This window comes from Bradyrhizobium sp. RD5-C2 (assembly GCF_019972155.1).
Classification (GTDB): Bacteria; Pseudomonadota; Alphaproteobacteria; order Rhizobiales; family Xanthobacteraceae; genus Bradyrhizobium.
Window position 1 is genome coordinate 382,528 of sequence record NZ_BOVL01000012.1, and the last position, 18,018, is coordinate 400,545.

Genomic DNA, 18,018 nt, shown 5'->3' on the forward strand with positions numbered 1-18,018 from the left:
GCCGCGCACACGCAAGGCGCCTACCGGATAAAGGAAGCGGGTCGGCTGCGCAAGCAAGAACGGGGTCGTTTGCGCCTTTTAGACGAGCTACAACCCTTTGATATCCCCCAAAATTCCATGCCGTGCCCGGCCGCGGCGGGCTGACGGGAATTTAATGTTGGGGTGGGCTTGGGCTGGCCTCGGGCTGTCCTTACGGCCGATTGATCGCCGGGCCCATTGCGGCGATCATTCGGCCGTATCAACCGGCCCGGATCATGCCCAATTCGACCCAAGCGACGATAGCGCTGCGCAAGCTCGGCATTGCCTTCAAGCTCCACACCTATGTCTACGATTCCAGCGCCGAGAGCATCGGGCTACAGGCGGCGGAGGCGCTCGGCGTCGACCCGAACCGCATGCTCAAGACGCTGATGGCGGAGGTCGACGGCAAGCCGGTCTGCGCCGTGGTGCCGTCCGACTGCGAGGTTAGCATGAAGAAGCTTGCCGCAGCCCTCGGCGGCAAGTCGGCGAAGATGATGCGCCCGGCCGATGCCGAGCGGCTGACCGGCTACCATGTCGGCGGCATCAGCCCGTTCGGCCAGAAAAAGAAAGTGCCGACCGCGATCGACGAGACCGCGCTCACCCATGTCACCGTATTCGTCAATGGCGGCCAGCGCGGCCTGCAGATCGAGATCGATCCGAACGACGCCGCCCTCGCCGCCGGCGCCACGATGAAGGCGCTGGTGGCGACGCAGGACTAGAGCCCCTCCGCTCGAAAACGCTCCGTGCGATCAATGCGAGGGCTTGTCCCGGTTGAACTCCGCGCCGACATAGTCGGACAGGCCGGACAATTCCTCCGCCGAAATATCGTTGACGTTGAGCCTGAGCTGCATGATCGCGAGGTCGAGCAGATGTGCGGCGAAGGTCGCGCCGGAGGCCGTCACGATGCTGCGCTGCTCGATCAAGACAGCGATGACGTCGCGCAGACTGCGCATTTGCACTTGATCCATGGCCCTCTGCCCGATGCCGGCCGTCGTGATGTGTGTTGTCATTGGGATACCGATTGTAATATGCTGATGGACGCCGCGCTGGCGGATGGAATGTAGGGCAGCCGCTCGGCTTCCTCGCCGAGATGCAGGATGCGCGATGGCAGCTCGCGGACTTCGATGCCGATTGTCATCGGCGGCGGAATCAGTGTCACCGAGGCTTTCGGCCACGGCGCCGGATTCGGGCTGACGGCGGTGAAGCGATAGGCGGCTGCGATCTCGAGCGCGAGCAATTGCAATTCGAGCATCGCAACCCCCATCCCGGCGCAGGCGCGCGGGCCGGCGCCGAACGGGATGTAGGCGTCGGTGTTGTAGCGCCGCGTCATCAGGAAGCGGTCGGGATCGGGGAATTGCCTTGGATCGCGCTGCAATTGCCAGGGACAGATCAACAGCGAGGTCCCGACCTTGAGCTCGCGCCCGCCGATCGTCACCGGCTGCATCACCTCGCGCGAGAACCACCAGGCGCTCGGATAGAGCCGGCAGACCTCCTTGACCAACGTCGCGCTCAGATTGGCGCGCTTCACCGCGTCAAGCCGCAGCTCGCCGTCGTCGCCAAGGCACTTCGCCGCCTCGTCGGCGATGTCGTCCATCAGGGCGGGATCGGCGGCCATCTGGTAGAACATCCACGCCGCGGTCGAACCCGTGGTGTGATGGCCGGCCAGCAGCAGTGTCAGGATCTCGTCCTCGAGATCGCGATCGCTCAGCCCGAGCGCCTCGAGATCCCGCAGCGCGCTGCTTGAACCCGCCTTGCTGCGCAGGCGTTGCACCACCGTCGACATGGCAAGCTTGGCGCAGACCCGATTCTGCCGGCGCCGGTACCAAGCCACCGGACCGAACGGCAACGCGCGGAACATCTCCTCGGCCAGATCGTCCTCGATCACGCCAACGGCCTGAACCAGCGCTTCCTCGTCGCCCGACGACATCAGCTGGGAGCCGAAGATCGCGACGCAGATGGTCCGCAACGCCAGCATCGCGGTGACATGGTGCGGATCGAACGATCCGAGCCGCGCCAGACTGGCGCCGACCGCGCGGATCTCGGCGCACATATGCGGCAGGAATTTCTCGACGCTGCCCTTGGCCATGTGCTTCTGCAGCACCGCGCGGCGCCGCTTGTGCTCCTCGCCGCTCAACATCAGCGAGCTGCGGCCGAGCACCGGCGTCAGCTTCTTGATCAGCTTGCCCTTTCCGATGTCGGTCTCCGGCGCCTTGAGGATCGGGCGCAGCAGATCGGGATCGTTCACCAGGAAGACGGGCGCAGGACCGAGCCGCAGGGGCACGAGCCCCCGCTCGGCCTCGTTGCCGCGCGTCAGCAGCAGACGCAGCGGGTCACGCTGGAATGCTCGAACGTCCGAGAACATGTGAGGCATCGTGAATCTCCAATTGCCGTCCAAGGTCGAGGAATTTGGTCAGGCCGGGATTGTCGGCGAGACCAAGCGGGATTTCTCCGGCGAGCGCCGTCAGTGGGCGGCCCATGCGATCGTTGCCGATCACCTGCGGCGGGCCGTAGCGGCGGGTGCGGATTTCCATGCGGGTGAGGAAACGCTCGTAGGAAAGATCGGCGAGCGCCACGAGCGCCGCCGCCCCGCGCAGCTCGGCGAAGCGGAACATCAGCGCGTAGTTCACGCGTGCCGTCCGCGACCTCGCGACACCAGGCAGCACGCCGAAACGGCTGATTTCCCAGGCGTCGCGCCGGCTTGGAAAGCGGCGCACCGCAAGCTGCGGGAACACCGACTTGGTCAGATACGGATAATCGGTGCGGATCGCCCGGAAGCCGCCGACCAGATCGACACCCGAAAACAACAGGCAGTGCTCGGTGTACCAGCAGTCGAACTGATCGCGTTCGACGTCGCCGGTCGTGTTCAAAAGCCAGCCGCAATGGTCGACGAACAGCCGCTTGCGCAGCCGCAACATCGCCCCGACATGCGCCGGATCAAGCTCTTCCCTGGTGATGAGGGCATGATATCCGTCCAATGAATGCGGCATTATCCTTTCCTCCAAATGCGGAACATCTGGAACGAACGGGGCCAAATGTGGTACCCCCGGAAACCGGGGGTTTTAGTCAATGGGCCTGGTAGACGCGATTTCAACCATCGAGGCGTCGGATACCATCGACGAGCTCAGCTCGTCATTGCACCGTGTCATCCAGAACTACGGCTTCTCGGGCTTCGCCTTTGTCGATGCCGGCCGGCCCGACCTTGATCTGCCCTATCACATCGGCACCTTTCCCGACGCCTGGAAGCGGGCGTATGTGCAGAACGAGTTCGTCCATGCCGATCCGGCGCTGGCGCGGTCACGACGCACCAACACGCCGTTCAGCTGGAGCAGCCTGAAGCTGCCGGAGCGAAGCGGACACAAGCGGGCGCCCGAGGCCAAGACGATGGATGCCGCGCGCGAGTTTGGATTCAAGGACGGCTTCGTGGTGCCGTTCCATTACCGCGACCGGCTCGGCGCCGTGCATTCGAGCTCGACGGTGTTCTTCTGGGAAGACCAGCCGCGCGACTTCGACAAGCTGTTCATCTGCCACCGCCATGAACTGCATCTGTTGATGATCTACTGGGTGCAGCGGGCGATGGACATCGTCAACCGCGACCAGCGCAACGCGCCGACCATCCTGAAGCCCGCCGACGCCGCCGAGACCATCAAGCTCACGGCGCGGGAGAAGGAAGTGATCGCCTGGGCGGCGCGCGGCAAGACCGTGGCCGACACCGCGCAGATCCTCGGTATTTCGCCGGAGACGGTTGAAGGCTTCATCAAGCAGGCGCTGCGCAAGCTCGAAGCCTCCAACAAGACGCACGGGGTGGCGAAGAGCATCGCGCTCGGAATCATCGACCTGTGAGCGGCGCCGCCGCGAACTGTAGCAAGGTCACACATCCGGGTTGGATTCGCCTCAACGATCGCCCTCAGATTGCATTTGCGTACGATCTTGATATTAAGGCTGCATAATTACTTGCGGCCCGATGACAGGGATCTCAGGCCATGGGTGCGTATTGCAGTGCCCGCCCGGCACGACTGCCTGGCTATCGTGAAAACACGGATCGTCCTGCAGGTCGCCGGGACCGATTGTCGATCCGGATTATCCGTAGAAGTCCTGTCGCGACGAACCGCTGTTCGATTTGCTACCAATCATCGTCGCGGACATGTTGTCGACGGACGTAGCTGGAGATCGCCCAGGCGCACCATGAGCACATCGCAGGACGACCAGATCGATCAACTGGTGCAGGCGCGCTGGCGCGCAATCGGCCTGTCGCAGGCAGATCTCGCCGAGATCCTGTGCGCGGGCGCCTCCCTGCAAAAGAACGGCGTGGACGGCACCGTCAAGATCGATACCGGTCGCCTCGCGACCGTCGCCGAGATGCTCGGGGTCGCCGCCGATATCCTCAATCGCCGGCCCGCCACCCCGGCGCAGACACACGGCGGCCAGGCGTCGGAATCGCTGCAATCCCTGCTCGAGCTGCGCATGCTGCGGGTGTTCCGCGACGTCAAGGACCCCGACACCAAGCGGATCCTGATCGAGCTCGCCGAGCAGATCGTCAAGCGCCAGACCACGCCGCCGGAGACCGGCTAGAGCCTTGTCGCGGATCGGCGTGCGCTGCCGCTGCGGAGCGACCCGGCAAAGCGCCACCGCGCTTTCCGTAAGGGGCCTTCGCGCATGGTCGCGATGCGTCCATCCCCATTGATAGAACGGCGGAATCCGTGTCTGTGACGGACGCCGGGGCGATCCGTACCGGCCCGGCGACGGGCGGGCGGGCCGCGGCGTCGTGAACCCGGGCCTTCCGCATGTCTGCCACCGATTCCACCACAACGCCTGCGTCCGGCTCCTGGATCGCCAACCAGCCGTATCTATTGCTGTGCATCACCGCGATGTGCTGGGCTGGTAATGCGATCGTCGGCCGGCTCGCCGCCGGCCATATTCCGCCGGTGACGCTGTCGTTCCTGCGCTGGTTCGTGGCGTTCCTGATCATCCTGCCGTTTGCCTGGAAACACCTCGCCAGCGACTGGCCCGCGATCCGCAAGAATCTCGGCATCATGCTGCTGCTGTCGATGACCGGCATCAGCGCCTTCAACACGCTGCAATACTGGGCGCTCGAGCACACCCAGGCGCTCAACACGCTGCTGCTGCAATCCTCCGTGCCGCTGATGGTCGCGCTGTGGTCGCTGATCCTGCTCGGCGCGCGGCTGACGGTTGCGCAGCTCTGCGGCGTATTGCTGTCGCTCGCCGGCGTGCTGGTGATCCTGCTGCACGGCGATCTCACGACGCTGTCGAAGATCGAGTTCAACAAGGGCGACCTGATCTTCATTGCCGCGCTGGTGATCTTCGCGCTGTACTCGGTGCTGACCCTGAAGCGGCCCAGGATCCACGGGCTGTCGGTCGCGGCCTTCACCTTCGGCTGCGGCGCGCTGTTCCTGGTCCCGTTCCTGATCTGGGAACTCGGCGCGCGTCCGGTAATGCAGCTCACGACCGGCAATCTGCTCTCGCTGTTCTATGTCGCGGTGTTCCCCTCGACGGTGGCCTATCTGTGCTTCAACCGCGGTGTGCAGCTGATCGGCGCTAACCGCGCCGCGCCGTTCTTCCACATGGTTCCGGTGTTTGGGACCATCATGTCGATCGTGTTCATCGGCGAGCATCCGCAGGCTTTCCATTTCATCGGCTTCGCGCTGGTGTTGGCCGGGGTGTTCGCGGCGTCGCGGAGGCAGTCGGCCTGATCTCCCCCGCCGGAGGCGCGGTGACTAGCGGCGGCAAATCCGCTATCTCTTGAGGTCTGCTTCGCGGACAGGTCCCAAACGCATGGCGCGCGCCAGCAATCTCGTGATCGGCACCCTGACGCTCGCCCTGATCGCCGGCTCGCTCGGCGGCTGGCTGGGCTATCAACGCTATGCCGGCATCAAGCGGATGGTGCCGTTCCGCGTCGTGTTCGAGGGCTCAGCCTCCGGCCTGCGCCGCGGCGCCAGCGTCAACTTCGCCGGCGTGCGGATCGGCGAGGTGGTCTCGATCAGGCTCGACCGGCACCGCGTGGTGGCGATGACGCGGATCGAGGGCAACGCCCCGATCAAGAAGGACACCCAGGCCGGTCTCGAATTCCAGGGCCTGACCGGGATCGCCGCGATCTCCTTCACCGGCGGCACCGACGAAGCCCCACCGCCGCCGCTCGGCGCCGACGGCATTCCCGAGTTGACCGCCGACCCCGAAGGCACCATGGGCATCCAGGAGAAACTGCGGGTCGCGCTGCGCAATGTCGACCGCGTCATCACCGAGAACCAGGCCGACATCAAGGACTCTCTGCTCGGGCTCGAGAACTTCACCAACTCGCTGTCCGGCAATGGCGAGCTGATCGCGGGCTTCATCGATGCCGCCGACGACGGCATCAGCACTGTCGACGCCAAGCTGACCTCGGCCGACAAGTTCCTGAAGAGCTTCGGCAGCGACAAATATGGTGGCGAGTTGCTGCCGACCGTGATCTCGCTGCGCGAGCTGATCCAGAGTTTCGACAAGAAATCCGGCGCCATGATCGCCGAGACCCGCAAGACGCTCAGCGACGTCAGCCAGTCCGTCAACCAGTTCAACGAGAAGATTGTCGGGCGCGGCGGCAGGCGCTAGCCTCGCGCTCCAACCAAGAACCAAGAACAACGGAAACGCCCAACGTGCACGACCGGACCGCAGCGCTCTCCCCGCCTCCCGCAACCGTCAACCGCGCGGCAAGCGCCGTGCCCCGGCATTTGCGGCGCTATCTCACGCTCGACGATTTCGAGCCGCAAGCGCGGCGGCTGTTGCCGAAATTCCTCTACGGCTACATCTCCGGCGGCACCGAGACCGACGCGGCGCGGTCAGACAATCGCCGGGCATTCGACGAATACGGTTTCGTGCCGCGCGTGCTGAAGGACGTCTCCGGCCGCGACCAGACCACGACGCTGTTCGGCAAGAGCTACGCCTCGCCGTTCGGGATCCCGCCGATGGGCTCATCCGCGCTGTGCGCCTATCGCGGCGACATCGTGCTGGCGCGCGCCGCGGCCGCGGCCAATGTCCCGATGATCCTCTCGGCCTCCTCGCTGATCACGCTGGAGGACGTCCGCGCCGCCAATCAGCAGGCCTGGTACCAGGCCTATCTCGCCGGGCTTCCCGAGCGCATCGAACCGCTGGTCGATCGCGTCGCGGCGGCCGGCTACGACACCTTCGTCGTCACCGCCGACGTGCCGGTGCCGCCCAACCGCGAGAACAACATCCGCAACGGCTTCCAGGTGCCGCTCGAGATCACGCCCCGGGTGTTCTGGGACACCATCACCCATCCGGACTGGCTGCTGAACACCTGGGCGCGCACCGTGCTCAATCACGGCATGCCGCACTTCGAGAACATGGACGCCAAGCGGGGCCCTCCTGTGCTGTCCAAGAACTTGATGCGCAACATCGGCAGTCGCGACCAGCTCGCCTGGAAACATATCGAGCTGATCCGCAAGCGCTGGCCCGGCAAGCTCGTGGTCAAGGGGCTGATCTCGCCGGAGGACGCGCGGCTGGCGCGCGAGCACGGCTGCGACGGCGTGATGGTCTCCAACCATGGCGGCCGCCAGCTCGACTACACCGTCTCCGCGCTGCGCACGCTGCCGGAGATCGCGGCGCAGAAGGGCAGCATGACCGTCATGATGGACGGCGGCATCCGCCGTGGCACCGACGTGATCAAGGCGCTGGCGCTCGGTGCGGATTTCGTCTGGATCGGCCGCCCGTTCCTCTACGGCGCCGTGGTCGCGGGCGAAGCTGGCGTAGCGCGCGCGATCTCGCTGCTGCACGCCGAGATCGACCGCGACCTCGCGCTGCTCGGCATCCGCAGCATCAAAGAGATCACCCCGGACCTGGTGCGGAAATACTGAGCTCAGGCGTAGCGCGCCGCGCCCATGCAGAGCGCGGTGATCGCGAGCAGCCCGGCTGCGATGCGCTGGGCGACCGCCAACTGCGAGCGTGCAGCTGACGTATCGGTCGCGCCATTACGCAGTTGCCTGACCGCACCGCCGCCGACGATGATCTGCACGGCAACGGCTGCCAGCGCTGCGATCGCGCCACCCGCCAGGATCTGCTCCGACAATGCGAACGAACCTTCATGGACCAGGCGCCACAGCGTGGTGCCGGTGACGATCGCAACCGTCGCCGCGCCGATTTGCGGGACCAGCAGCTTTTCGCCTCCGAGGCCGCCGGTGCGCGCCAAAGTGAAGCTGGAGCCGGCCCAAAACACCGATGACAGGACGTGAAGGGACAGGGCTATGATGAGGACGGTCTGCATGATCTCGCTCCAACTGGGCATTGATAATTAGATATACATAATGTATAGTCAATCCGACGAAAGCAGGGCCAACCGATGCCGCCGCGCAGCTATGTGAGCCCCGCGCGCAGCGCCGCCGCCGCCGAGACTCGCGAGCGCGTGATCGAGGCCGCCTCGCGCACGCTGCGCGAAGGCGAGAGCATTGCGCGCTTCTCGCTGGATACGGTGGCGAAGGCCGCCGGCGTGACGCGGCTGACGGTCTATAACCAGTTCGGCTCGCGGCGCGGACTGCTGGAAGCCGTGTTCGACGAGATCGCACGCCACGGCGGGCTGCATCAGCTCGCCGACGCCATGGCGATGGCCGATCCGCGCGCCGCGCTCGACCGCATGGTCGAGATCTTCTGCGCATTCTGGAGCCGCGATTCCGCGGTCGCCCGCCTGCACGACGCAATGGCGACCGATCCCGAATTCGCCGAGGCCCTGCGCGAGCGCAACGAACGCCGCCGCCGCGGCGTCACCGCATTGATCGACCGCATCGCGGGCAAGGGCGCATCGCCGCAGACCCGCAAGGATGCCGTCGACCTGATCTTCGCGCTGACGAGCTACCCGACTTTTGCCTTGCTGAGCACAGGGCGGTCGCGGGATGAGGTCTGCCGCTTGGTGCAGGCAGCCTGCCGCGCCGCGCTTGCGCCGCTAATCAACCCGTCATCCTGAGGAGCCGCGAAGCGGCGTCTCGAAGGATGAATCGGCCACCAGCCGGGCCGTCGCCCCTTCGAGACGGCCGCGTTGCGGCCTCCTCAGGGTGACGGTCATGGATTTGAAGGGCGACGCTTCTATCGGGAAGAGTTCGCGCTCCCCCTACCCAACCCCAAACTTGCTGTAGGCCTCGCGCGTCGCGATGATGACGTGCTCCTCGCAGCCGTTGCGGCGATGCGGGTCGCAGCGGGTCTCGTAGTCGGCCGAGGTCATCATCTCGAGGAAGGCTGCGACGCTCGGGTAATAGACCAGTGCGAGGTAATCCCAGCGCTGGCCGGCCGGCTCACCCAGCGCGACCGTCTCAGCGCTGCCGGTCCAGAGCAGCGTGCCGCCGCGCGCCTTGATCATGGGGACGGTGAGCGCGCTGTAGCGCAGATAGGCGTCCCAGCCCGAGCCGTCGCCGTCGAGCGACCGCTGGCGAAACCGCATCAGGTTGACCATCACGACCGGAGCCTCGTGGTCCAGTTCGCTCAAGCCTTTGACGTTCAAGAGATCGACGCCCATCCACCAGCTCCCGTCCCGCGCCGGGTCGGTCCGGCCGCAACGATTATGTCACATCGCGGGACTACCCTGAAATGCTGGCAGGCCGTAAGCTCACCGCCCGATCTCGGAGGTCAATGCCGTGATGACCCTTCCCGAACTTGCGGCCGACGCGCTCGGCAAATTCCTCGGCGAATACATGCAGCGCCGCTTCGGCTCTTCGCAGACCCAGCTGGTGGAGATGGTGCCCTCGATCGCACGGATCGCGATCGAATGCATCGGCAACAGCGACGCGCTCTATCACAATGTCGAGCACACCATGCTGGTGACCCTGGCCGGCCACGCCATCCTGCGCGGCCGCGCGCTGCACTCGCACATGAGCGCCGAGGATTATGCGCATGTCATCGTCGCCTGCCTCACCCATGACATCGGCTATGTGCGCGGGCTGTTCGATGCCGACGACCACAACGGCTATCTGGTCGCTGCCGACGGCCGCAAGGTGATCCTGCCGCGCGGCTCGTCGGATGCGGCGCTGATGTCCTATCACGTCGACCGCTCGAAGATCTTCGTGATGGAGCGGCTCAAGGGCGTCGCCCTCCTCGACAAGGAGCGCATCGCGCGCGCCATCGAGGGCACCCGCTTTCCGCAGAGCGCGCCTGACGGCAATGAGGAGTTCGGCGAGGAGGCCATCCTGCTGCGGGCCGCCGACCTGATCGGCCAACTCGGCGATCCCCATTACATTCGCAAGGCCAACGCGCTGTACCTCGAATTCGAGGAGGCCGGACTGAACCGCCAGCTCGGCTACGATTCGCCGGCCGATCTCGTCGACCTCTATCCGCGCTTCTACTGGGACAGCGTCGCGCCGCACGTGCAGAAGGCGATCCGCCACCTCAACATCACCTCCAGCGGACGGCAATGGATCGCCAATCTCTACGGCAACGTATTTCGCGCCGAGCGCGACATCTCGCTGTCGGGACCGCAGAAATAGGTTGGAGGCCGCGCAGGGCCGCAAGCAAGAAACTATCCCCGTCACCCTGAGAGGATGGGAGGCTATATCCTCGTCCACCGCTGTCATCGCCCGGCTTGACCGGGCGATCCAGTACGCCGCGACGTCTCGGCTCGAGCACCGCGGTCTCTGGGATACTGGATCACCCGCATGCGCGGGTGATGACACTGAGTAAGCTGAGCAATCACCCCGTCACCCTGAGGAGCGCGGTGCGTGACGTCGAGTTCGGCCACGCATGGCTCCAATCCGCTCTTTCGTCTTGTGGCGGCGGCGGAATCGGGCACAACATCCGCCAGATAATGACCGCCTTGCCCGCCCCAGCCACAACCCCACGCCGCTCGCCGCTGCACTGGCTCAACAACCAGCCTTATCTGCTGCTCAGCCTGACGTCGCTGTTCTGGGCTGCCAATATCGTACTGGCACGGCATGTCGGCAGCCATGTGCCGCCGGTCACACTGACCACGATCCGCTGGTTCGGCGTGTTCCTGATCCTGCTGCCGTTCGCCTGGCCGCATTTGAAGGAGGACTGGCCGAAGCTGCGCAGGGCTCTGCCGCTGATGCTGCTGTTGTCCGCGGTCGGCTTCGCGTTCAACAACGCGATCTCCTACTGGGCGATGCAATATACCGAGGCGTTGAACGCGCTGCTGATCCAGTCGGCGGGGCCGCTGTTCGTGGCGCTGTGGTCGCTGATCCTGTTCGGCGTGCGGCTGACGCCGGCGCAGCTTGCCGGCATCGCGATCTCGCTGGCGGGCGTGCTGACCATCATCCTGCGCGGCGACTTCTCGGCACTCGCCAGCATCAGCTTCAACCGCGGTGACATCATGTTCGGCGCCTCGCTGGTGTCGTTCGGGCTGTATTCGGCGCTGATCCCGCGGCGGCCGAAAATCCATCAGCTCTCGCTGATCTCCTTCACCACCTGCTGCGGAGCGCTGATGCTGTTGCCGGTGGCTATCTGGGAATTCGCCAACGGTGTGACGCTGAAGCTCGACGTTCTAACTTTCGCAACGCTGGGCTACACGCTGATCTTCCCGTCCACGCTCGCCTATCTGTTCTTCAACCGCGGTGTCGCGCTGATCGGCCCGAACCGCGCCGCGCCGTTCTTCCATCTGGTGCCGGTGTTCGGCTCGGCGATGGCGATCCTGCTGCTCGGCGAGACGCTCGCGCCGTTTCATCTGATCGGCTACGCGCTGGTGCTCGCCGGCGTTATCATCGCCTCACGGCAGGGCTCGGCCAAAGGCTCGGCGAAGCCTGGCTGACGCCGAGGATATCGCTAGCCCACCTTGCGCAAGCCGGCGGATTTGCGGGGCGCATGCGGCTTTGCCGCCAGCGCGTCCGTGATGAAGTCGATAAACCGCCTCACCTTGGCCGGCACGTGGTTACGCGAGGCGTAATAGACGTAGAGCGGAAAGCGCTCATCTGGCCAGTCCGGAAACAGCTCGACCAGCGCGCCGCTCCTTAAGTGATCGTCGAGGCCGAGATCGATCACCTGCGCAATGCCGAAGCCGGCGAGGCAAGCACCGAGCTTGGTTCCTGAATCGGTCACGGTGAGCCGCCCGTTGACCGCGACCGGCACGACCTCGCCGCCGCGCCAAAACTCCCAATCGAAGGGACGCCCGGTCGCTGCGTCGATTGCCTGGATGCACTGATGGTTGCGGCTCGCCAGCTCGCGCGGATCAAGCGGCCGGCCGTGTCGTTCGAGATAGATCGGCGAGGCCACAGTGAGCACGCGCGGCGCGAGGACGCGGCGCGCAATCAGCGCCGACGGCACGGGGTCGCCGAAACGGACCGCCAGGTCAAAACCGTCGCTGACCAGATCCGCGATCCGGTCGCGGGTCTCAATACGCAGCTCCATGCCGGGATTCTGTTGCAGGAACTCGCTCAGCTTCGGTGACAGCACCATGCGGGAGAACAGCGGATCGACATTGACCCGCAGCCGGCCGCGCACCGCATCGCGCGATTTCGCTGTCTCCGCCGCCGCCTCGCCGATCCCGGCCAGATGCCCGGCAACCCGCTCGCAGAGTGCACGTCCTTCCTCGGTGAGCTCGACGGCGCGGCTGGTGCGGTGAACCAGCCTGGCATTGAGGCGCGCCTCGAGCTTGGCGATTGCCTTGCTGACGCCGGATTGCGTCATGCCGAGCCGTTCGGCGGCCCGGCCGAAACTGCGCGCATCCGCCACCGCCGCGAGGGCCACCAGGCCGCCAACCAGTCGACCGTCAACTTCGTCCATGCCGATGCCTCTCAGTCATCCAAGAGATGACCGCCCAGTCGTAGCACTCCGTCACCATATCGGCCACTGTCGGCGCAGATCACCGGTTCGATCCGGTGAGGCCACCCCACATCAGCCGCTACGGAGATTTGCAATGAGCGACATCCAGGCCATCGCATCCGCGATCGATGGATATTTCGACCTGATGTATGACGTCGACGACAGCCGGTTCCGCGACGTCTTCTCCGATGCCTGCATCGTGCATGGCATCCGGGACGGCAAGCACACGGTGCGGTCGGCCGCTGAATTCCGCGACTTCATCCTCAGCCGTCCCTCGCCGGCGTCGATGAAGTCGCCGCGCGAGGAGGCCATCATCAGCATCGACCAGACCGCGTCTGATCTCGTCATCGCCAAGGTGCGCGTCAGGGCCGGCCAAACCGGCTTCATCGACCATCTGGTGTTTCATCGGATCGACGGCAAATGGCTCATCACCACCAAGGCGTTTCACGTCGCGCAGGTCTTCCCGGCGGGATCATAGCGTCCTCACGACCAGCTTTTCGGAATATTAGAAAAGTGACACTGATTTGCCCGACGTGTCAAGTTGGCTGGTCGCACGCCGGCCGTCACCGGCTACTTTGCATGGGGTTGTTTTCGATATTTTTGGCGGCGCGCCCCTGCGAAGCCTGTCAATTCCGTCACAGTCGTGGAATGCGCAGGGTGAGTTGCGCTTCGCTAGCTAACCCACCCTGCGCGATCCGTTACGCCGCACGTACCTTCTGCAGGAACTCGTCGACCGCGTTGCGCAGCATGCCGGACTGGGTGTCGAGCTCGCGCGCATTCGACAGCACGTCGCCGGCCGCGGTGCCGGTGGCGGCGGCCGCGGTGGTGACGCCGCCGATATGGGCGGAGATCTCGCTCGAGCCGGCCGCGACCTGCTGAATGTTGCGCGCGATTTCGCGCGTCGCATCGCCCTGCTGGTCGATCGCGGTCGAGATCGAGGCCGTGATCTCGCTCATCTGCGCGATGGTTGCGGTGATGCCACCGATCGAGGTCACTGCTTCGCCGGTTGAGGCCTGCATCGCCGCGACCTGCGCCGAGATCTCCTCGGTCGCCTTCGCAGTCTGGTTGGCCAGCGCCTTCACCTCGGAGGCGACCACCGCGAAGCCGCGGCCGGATTCGCCGGCGCGCGCCGCCTCGATGGTGGCGTTGAGCGCGAGCAGATTGGTTTGGGCGGCGATCGAGTGGATCAGCTTGACCACCTCGCCGATCTTCTCGGCGCCGGTGGAGAGCGCCTGCACGGTCGCGTTGGTGCGCTCGGCATCGGCCACCGCTTGGCTTGCGACTTCGCTGGAGCGCGCCACCTGGCGGGAGATTTCCGCAACCGAGCTCGATAGCTCCTCGGCCGCCGCGGCGACGGTGCCGACATTGTTGGAGGCGGAGTCGGAGGCAGCACCCACGGTCGCGGCCCGCGCGCTGGCATCGCTGGCGGTTGCGGTCATCGACTGCGCCGTGGTCTGCATACCGGCGGCGGCGGAGGCCACCGTGCGGACGATGCCGTTCACGCTGCGCTCGAAATCACTGGCAAGGCCCTGCATCGCGCTCCGCCGTTCGGCGGTGGCGCGCGCCTGCGTCTCGGCCTCGGCCTGCTCGAGGCCGCGGATGCGGATCGCATTGTCCTTGAAGATCTGCACGGTCGCCGCCATGCCGCCGACCTCATCGCCGCGGCCGACACCGGGGATGTCGCCGTCGAGCTTGCCGTCGGCGATGTCGCGCATGCGGGAGCCCAGCAGGTTGAGCGGCCGGGAGATGCTGCGCCCGATCAGCCAGGCGACCGAACTCGAGATGATGCCGATGCCGAGGATCGCGAGCCCGAGCAACCAGGCAATGGGACGCATCTTGGCGTCAATATCGTCGAGATAGGCGCCGGTGCCGAGATACATGTCGAAGCCAGGCACTGCGACAGCGTAACCAAGCTTTCGGATCGGTGTCTCCTGACCCGGCTTCACGTATTCATAGAACAGCAGAATGTCGCCCTTGGCCTTCACGCCGTCCATCAGCTCCTGCGAGAGCTTGCGGCCATTGGTCACGACGTCCATCCGATTGGTGCCAACCTGCTTCGGATCGGGTGCCAGCACCGTGATGCCGTTGTAGTCGGTGCCGAACAAATAGCCCGAGCCATTATCGTAGGTCATCGCGTTGCCGCGCTTACCCAACTCGGCCAGTGCCGCTTCCTTGGTCAACTTGCCGGCGTCGACATCCTTCTTCAGGCTTGCTGCCATGTTCTTCGCCATCTCGACCATGGCCTTGGCCTGGTCGATGCGAGCATTTGTCATCTCACGCTGCATCAGCTGACCGGCGAGGATGCCGGCCGTGCACAGACCGAGGAGGGTCACCCCCACCAGAATGCCGAGCTTGGGGGTGATCTTCAGATTTGACAGCTTCACGGGGATCTCCAGACGAGGCGGGGAACGCGACGCGATTGGCGGATTGATTCCGCTCACCGTAATGTGAGACCCTTTACCTGATGGTTACGGAGGTTCCCCGTAGAAGCCCGGAGAATCGGGCCGCGGACCAACCGGCAATTGTGGAGAGACCGGCGCCGCTCGCGTAGAAGTAGGGACAGCGGTGATCCAGGCCGCGCTCCGGGAATCAAGAACATCAAGAAGCAAACCAGCAAGAAGCAAGAACAGAAGACCTCAATCGGGAGCAGACAATGTCGAAATTCAGGGTGGTGACGCCGAAGGGCGCGAGCTTCACGGTCGCCGGCGGCGGCTATGACTATGAGCGGGAGGCGCTCGATCCGATCGGCGCCGAAATCGTCGAGGCACCGGCCAACGAGGCCGAATTCGTCGCCGCCGCCCGCACCGCGGACGCGATCTACGCCAAGGGCATGCCGATCACCAAGGCGGTGATCGATGCGCTCGAGAACTGCAAGGTGATCACGCTCGGCAGCGTCGGCGTCGACTCGGTCGACGTCAAGGCCGCGACCGCCCGCGGCATCCCGGTCACCAACATCCCCGACACCTTCATCGAGGAAGTTGCCGACCACGCCATGATGCTGCTGCTCGCCGGCTTCCGCCGCCTGATCGAGCAGGACAAGATGGTGCGCTCAGGCCGCTGGGCCGAGGGCCGCCCGGCGCTCTTGAAGATTCCACGGCTGATGGGCCAGACGCTCGGCTTCATCTCGTTCGGCCGCGTCGCCCGCGCGGTGGCCAAGCGCGCCGCGCCGTTCGGCCTCAAGATGGTGGCCTACGATCCCTTCATCCAGGAAACGCTGATGTACGACCACGGCGTGATTCCCTCGACGCTGTCGGAGGTGCTGTCGCAATCCGATTTCGTCTCGATGCACGCGCCGGCGCGGCCCGAAGTGCATCACATGCTGACCGAGAAGCATTTTCGTCAGATGAAAAAGTCGGCCATCTTCATCAACACCGGCCGCGGCGCCACCGTCGATGAGGAATCGCTGATCAAAGCATTGCAGGAGGGCTGGATCGCCCACGCCGCGCTCGACGTGCTGGAGAAAGAGCCGCCGTCCCACAACAATCCGATGCTCGGGATGGACAATGTTACCTTGACCGCTCATGTCGCCTCGGCATCGGCACGTTTTGACGAGGCGCGCAAGCGTCGGGTGGGCTACGAATTGTCACTAGTGCTGCAAGGCATGTGGCCGGTAAGCTGCGTCAACCCGTCGGTGCTGCAAGACACCGCGCTGCGCCGCTGGCAACCCGTCAGCATGGATCGCGGTCCGAACAGCTGAGGCGGGCGACGCGCTTCGCGCGAAGGCTCGTCTCACCGACGATACGAGCCCTTTGCACGATGGACGTCGTGACAACCTTCACCGGCGGCCAACGCCGGGAAGGAACAATAAAGGCAGGGAGTGCGAACGACATGAAGTACGAGGTCACGCGTCGCGACGCGCTGGCGCTGGGAGCTTCCGCGGCGGCACTGGCAATCACCGGCGCTTCGGCGCAGGAAGCGTCGAAGGTGAAGGCTGCCGACGTGGCGGCGCCGTCGCTGCCGATCGAGAAGGGGGCGACCCTGCGCATGCTGCGGCCGGTGCGCTTCGTGCAGGCCGACGAAGACGTGTTCCGCGCCAATGCCAAGAAGTTCACCGACAAGACCGGCGTCGAGGTCAAGGTCGACTTCGTCGGCTGGGAAGACATCAATCAGCAGACCGCGGTGACCTCTAACTCCGGCGCCGGCCCCGACATCATCATCGGCTTCGGCGACGCGCCGCACATCTATATCGACAAGCTGATCGAGCTGACCGACGTCGCCGACTATCTCGACAAGCGCTACGGCGGATGGCTGACGCTGGCGCGCCGCTACGGCATGCGCTCGAAGTCGAAGAGCTGGATCGGCCTGCCGTTCGGCGCCTCGGGCGGCCCGCTGGTCTACCGCAAGTCGCTGGTCAACGCGGCCGGCTTCGACAAGGTGCCGGAAGACCACGCCGGCATTCTCGAACTCTGCAAGAAGCTGAAGGCGACCGGCAAGCCGGCGGGCTTCGCGCTCGGCAACGCCGTCGGCGACGGCAACGGCTTCGCCAACTGGCTGTTGTGGTCGCACAACGCAGCGCTGCTCGATGAGGAAGGCAATATCATCGTCAACAGCAAGGAGACGATCGGGGCGCTGAAATATTTGAAGGAGCTCTATCCGACCTTCATCGCCGGCACGCCGTCCTGGAACGACGTCTCCAACAACCGCGCCTACTCGTCGCAGGAAATCGGCCTGACCGCCAACGGCGTCTCGCTGTACTTCTCGCTGAAGAACGATCCCGCGACCAAGGCGGTCGCCGACGACACCGAGCATCAGCTCCTGCCCAGGGGATTGGCATCGACTTCGCCGATGTCGGGCCTGACCCTGAATGCGATGGCGTTCAAGCACAGCCCGTATCCCAACGCGGCGAAGGCGTTCCTGCAATTCATGCTGGAGAAGGAGCAGTACGAGCCGTGGCTCAACGCCAACTCCGGCTACTGGTCGCAGCCGCTTGCGGCCTACGCGGACGCTGCGGTGTGGTCGGGCGATCCCAAGGTCGCGATCTTCAAGGACACGATGAAGAGCCCCTATTACAACGGCTACAAGGGGCCGATCTCGACCGCGACCGGCGCCGTCACCGCCGACTATGTGCTGGTGCAGATGTGCGCCTCGGTGGCGACCGACGCTGCAACGCCGGAAGCCGCGGCCGCGGAAGCCGAGCAGCGCGCCAAGCGGTACTTCCGGCGGCAGGGCCGGTAACGGCGGTCATTGAACCGTGGATCTGGACCAACCGTCATTGCGAGCGAAGCGAAGCAATCCATGGTAACA

19 protein-coding genes are annotated in these 18,018 nt (G+C 65.1%); 12 read left to right on the forward strand and 7 right to left on the reverse strand.

Going from position 1 to position 18,018, the window contains the following annotated elements:
- The first annotated feature begins 254 nt into the window (after positions 1 to 254).
- Positions 255 to 737, forward strand: a complete 483-nt coding sequence (ybaK, locus tag BraRD5C2_RS16100) for a Cys-tRNA(Pro) deacylase (RefSeq protein WP_223969685.1) — start codon at positions 255 to 257, stop codon at positions 735 to 737.
- A gap of 30 nt (positions 738 to 767) precedes the next feature.
- On the opposite strand, the gene BraRD5C2_RS16105 is transcribed toward ybaK, so the two are convergent.
- From BraRD5C2_RS16105 to BraRD5C2_RS16115, 3 genes are read right to left on the reverse strand one after another with little or no spacing between them, the layout of a single operon-like run.
- Positions 768 to 986 (reverse strand): hypothetical protein, encoded by a 219-nt coding sequence (locus tag BraRD5C2_RS16105; RefSeq protein ID WP_223969686.1) that lies wholly within the window; start codon positions 984 to 986, stop codon positions 768 to 770.
- A gap of 38 nt (positions 987 to 1,024) precedes the next feature.
- A complete protein-coding gene (locus BraRD5C2_RS16110) occupies positions 1,025 to 2,389 on the reverse strand; it encodes a cytochrome P450 (RefSeq protein WP_223969687.1) in 1,365 nt (454 codons plus the stop codon).
- Positions 2,349 to 3,005 (reverse strand): acyl-homoserine-lactone synthase, encoded by a 657-nt coding sequence (locus BraRD5C2_RS16115; RefSeq protein ID WP_223969688.1) that lies wholly within the window; start codon positions 3,003 to 3,005, stop codon positions 2,349 to 2,351. Before BraRD5C2_RS16115 ends, BraRD5C2_RS16110 begins: the two co-directional genes overlap by 41 nt.
- Before the next feature lie 79 nt (positions 3,006 to 3,084).
- On the opposite strand from BraRD5C2_RS16115, the gene BraRD5C2_RS16120 reads away from it, so the two are divergent.
- The 5 genes from BraRD5C2_RS16120 to BraRD5C2_RS16140 all read left to right on the forward strand — a co-directional run bounded on the left by BraRD5C2_RS16120 (position 3,085) and on the right by BraRD5C2_RS16140 (position 7,880).
- Positions 3,085 to 3,858 (forward strand): helix-turn-helix transcriptional regulator, encoded by a 774-nt coding sequence (locus BraRD5C2_RS16120; RefSeq protein WP_223969689.1) that lies wholly within the window; start codon positions 3,085 to 3,087, stop codon positions 3,856 to 3,858.
- A 342-nt stretch (positions 3,859 to 4,200) separates the two neighbouring features.
- On the forward strand, positions 4,201 to 4,587 hold the full coding sequence (locus tag BraRD5C2_RS16125) for a hypothetical protein (RefSeq protein ID WP_223969690.1): 387 nt from the start codon (positions 4,201 to 4,203) through the stop codon (positions 4,585 to 4,587).
- Between the two features lie 212 nt (positions 4,588 to 4,799).
- Entirely contained in the window at positions 4,800 to 5,726 is a 927-nt protein-coding gene (locus BraRD5C2_RS16130) for a DMT family transporter (RefSeq protein WP_223969691.1), read from the forward strand.
- Positions 5,727 to 5,808: 82 nt separating this feature from the next.
- Entirely contained in the window at positions 5,809 to 6,618 is an 810-nt protein-coding gene (locus BraRD5C2_RS16135; protein WP_223969692.1) for an MlaD family protein, read from the forward strand.
- A 107-nt stretch (positions 6,619 to 6,725) separates the two neighbouring features.
- Positions 6,726 to 7,880: an alpha-hydroxy acid oxidase gene (locus BraRD5C2_RS16140; RefSeq protein ID WP_223969817.1), complete on the forward strand. Its 1,155-nt coding sequence runs from the start codon at positions 6,726 to 6,728 to the stop codon at positions 7,878 to 7,880.
- A gap of 2 nt (positions 7,881 to 7,882) precedes the next feature.
- On the opposite strand, the gene BraRD5C2_RS16145 is transcribed toward BraRD5C2_RS16140, so the two are convergent.
- Positions 7,883 to 8,287, reverse strand: a complete 405-nt coding sequence (locus BraRD5C2_RS16145; RefSeq protein WP_223969693.1) for a hypothetical protein — start codon at positions 8,285 to 8,287, stop codon at positions 7,883 to 7,885.
- Positions 8,288 to 8,362: 75 nt separating this feature from the next.
- Here BraRD5C2_RS16145 and BraRD5C2_RS16150 point away from each other — a divergent pair, with 75 nt between their 5' ends.
- Positions 8,363 to 8,980, forward strand: coding sequence for a TetR/AcrR family transcriptional regulator (locus tag BraRD5C2_RS16150; RefSeq protein ID WP_223969694.1), 618 nt, complete (start codon positions 8,363 to 8,365; stop codon positions 8,978 to 8,980).
- 144 nt (positions 8,981 to 9,124) lie between these two features.
- On the opposite strand, the gene BraRD5C2_RS16155 is transcribed toward BraRD5C2_RS16150, so the two are convergent.
- Complete coding sequence (locus tag BraRD5C2_RS16155; RefSeq protein WP_223969695.1) at positions 9,125 to 9,526, reverse strand: DUF1330 domain-containing protein; 402 nt, start codon at positions 9,524 to 9,526, stop codon at positions 9,125 to 9,127.
- A gap of 118 nt (positions 9,527 to 9,644) precedes the next feature.
- Here BraRD5C2_RS16155 and BraRD5C2_RS16160 point away from each other — a divergent pair, with 118 nt between their 5' ends.
- The gene (locus BraRD5C2_RS16160) at positions 9,645 to 10,490 is read left to right on the forward strand and encodes an HD domain-containing protein (RefSeq protein WP_223969696.1); all 846 of its coding nucleotides are present in this window, start codon (positions 9,645 to 9,647) and stop codon (positions 10,488 to 10,490) included.
- Positions 10,491 to 10,807: 317 nt separating this feature from the next.
- On the forward strand, positions 10,808 to 11,764 hold the full coding sequence (locus BraRD5C2_RS16165) for a DMT family transporter (RefSeq protein ID WP_223969697.1): 957 nt from the start codon (positions 10,808 to 10,810) through the stop codon (positions 11,762 to 11,764).
- A gap of 14 nt (positions 11,765 to 11,778) precedes the next feature.
- Here BraRD5C2_RS16165 and BraRD5C2_RS16170 read toward each other — a convergent pair whose 3' ends face one another.
- Entirely contained in the window at positions 11,779 to 12,735 is a 957-nt protein-coding gene (locus tag BraRD5C2_RS16170; RefSeq protein ID WP_223969698.1) for a LysR family transcriptional regulator, read from the reverse strand.
- 133 nt (positions 12,736 to 12,868) lie between these two features.
- Between BraRD5C2_RS16170 and BraRD5C2_RS16175 the strand changes: the two genes are divergently transcribed.
- On the forward strand, positions 12,869 to 13,252 hold the full coding sequence (locus tag BraRD5C2_RS16175; protein WP_223969699.1) for a nuclear transport factor 2 family protein: 384 nt from the start codon (positions 12,869 to 12,871) through the stop codon (positions 13,250 to 13,252).
- 220 nt (positions 13,253 to 13,472) lie between these two features.
- Here BraRD5C2_RS16175 and BraRD5C2_RS16180 read toward each other — a convergent pair whose 3' ends face one another.
- Positions 13,473 to 15,158: a methyl-accepting chemotaxis protein gene (locus BraRD5C2_RS16180; protein ID WP_223969700.1), complete on the reverse strand. Its 1,686-nt coding sequence runs from the start codon at positions 15,156 to 15,158 to the stop codon at positions 13,473 to 13,475.
- Positions 15,159 to 15,427: 269 nt separating this feature from the next.
- Between BraRD5C2_RS16180 and BraRD5C2_RS16185 the strand changes: the two genes are divergently transcribed.
- Together BraRD5C2_RS16185 and BraRD5C2_RS16190 are read left to right on the forward strand one after the other, a co-directional pair.
- On the forward strand, positions 15,428 to 16,471 hold the full coding sequence (locus BraRD5C2_RS16185) for a C-terminal binding protein (protein WP_223969701.1): 1,044 nt from the start codon (positions 15,428 to 15,430) through the stop codon (positions 16,469 to 16,471).
- A gap of 131 nt (positions 16,472 to 16,602) precedes the next feature.
- A complete protein-coding gene (locus BraRD5C2_RS16190; RefSeq protein ID WP_223969702.1) occupies positions 16,603 to 17,949 on the forward strand; it encodes an ABC transporter substrate-binding protein in 1,347 nt (448 codons plus the stop codon).
- Positions 17,950 to 18,018: the final 69 nt, after the last annotated feature.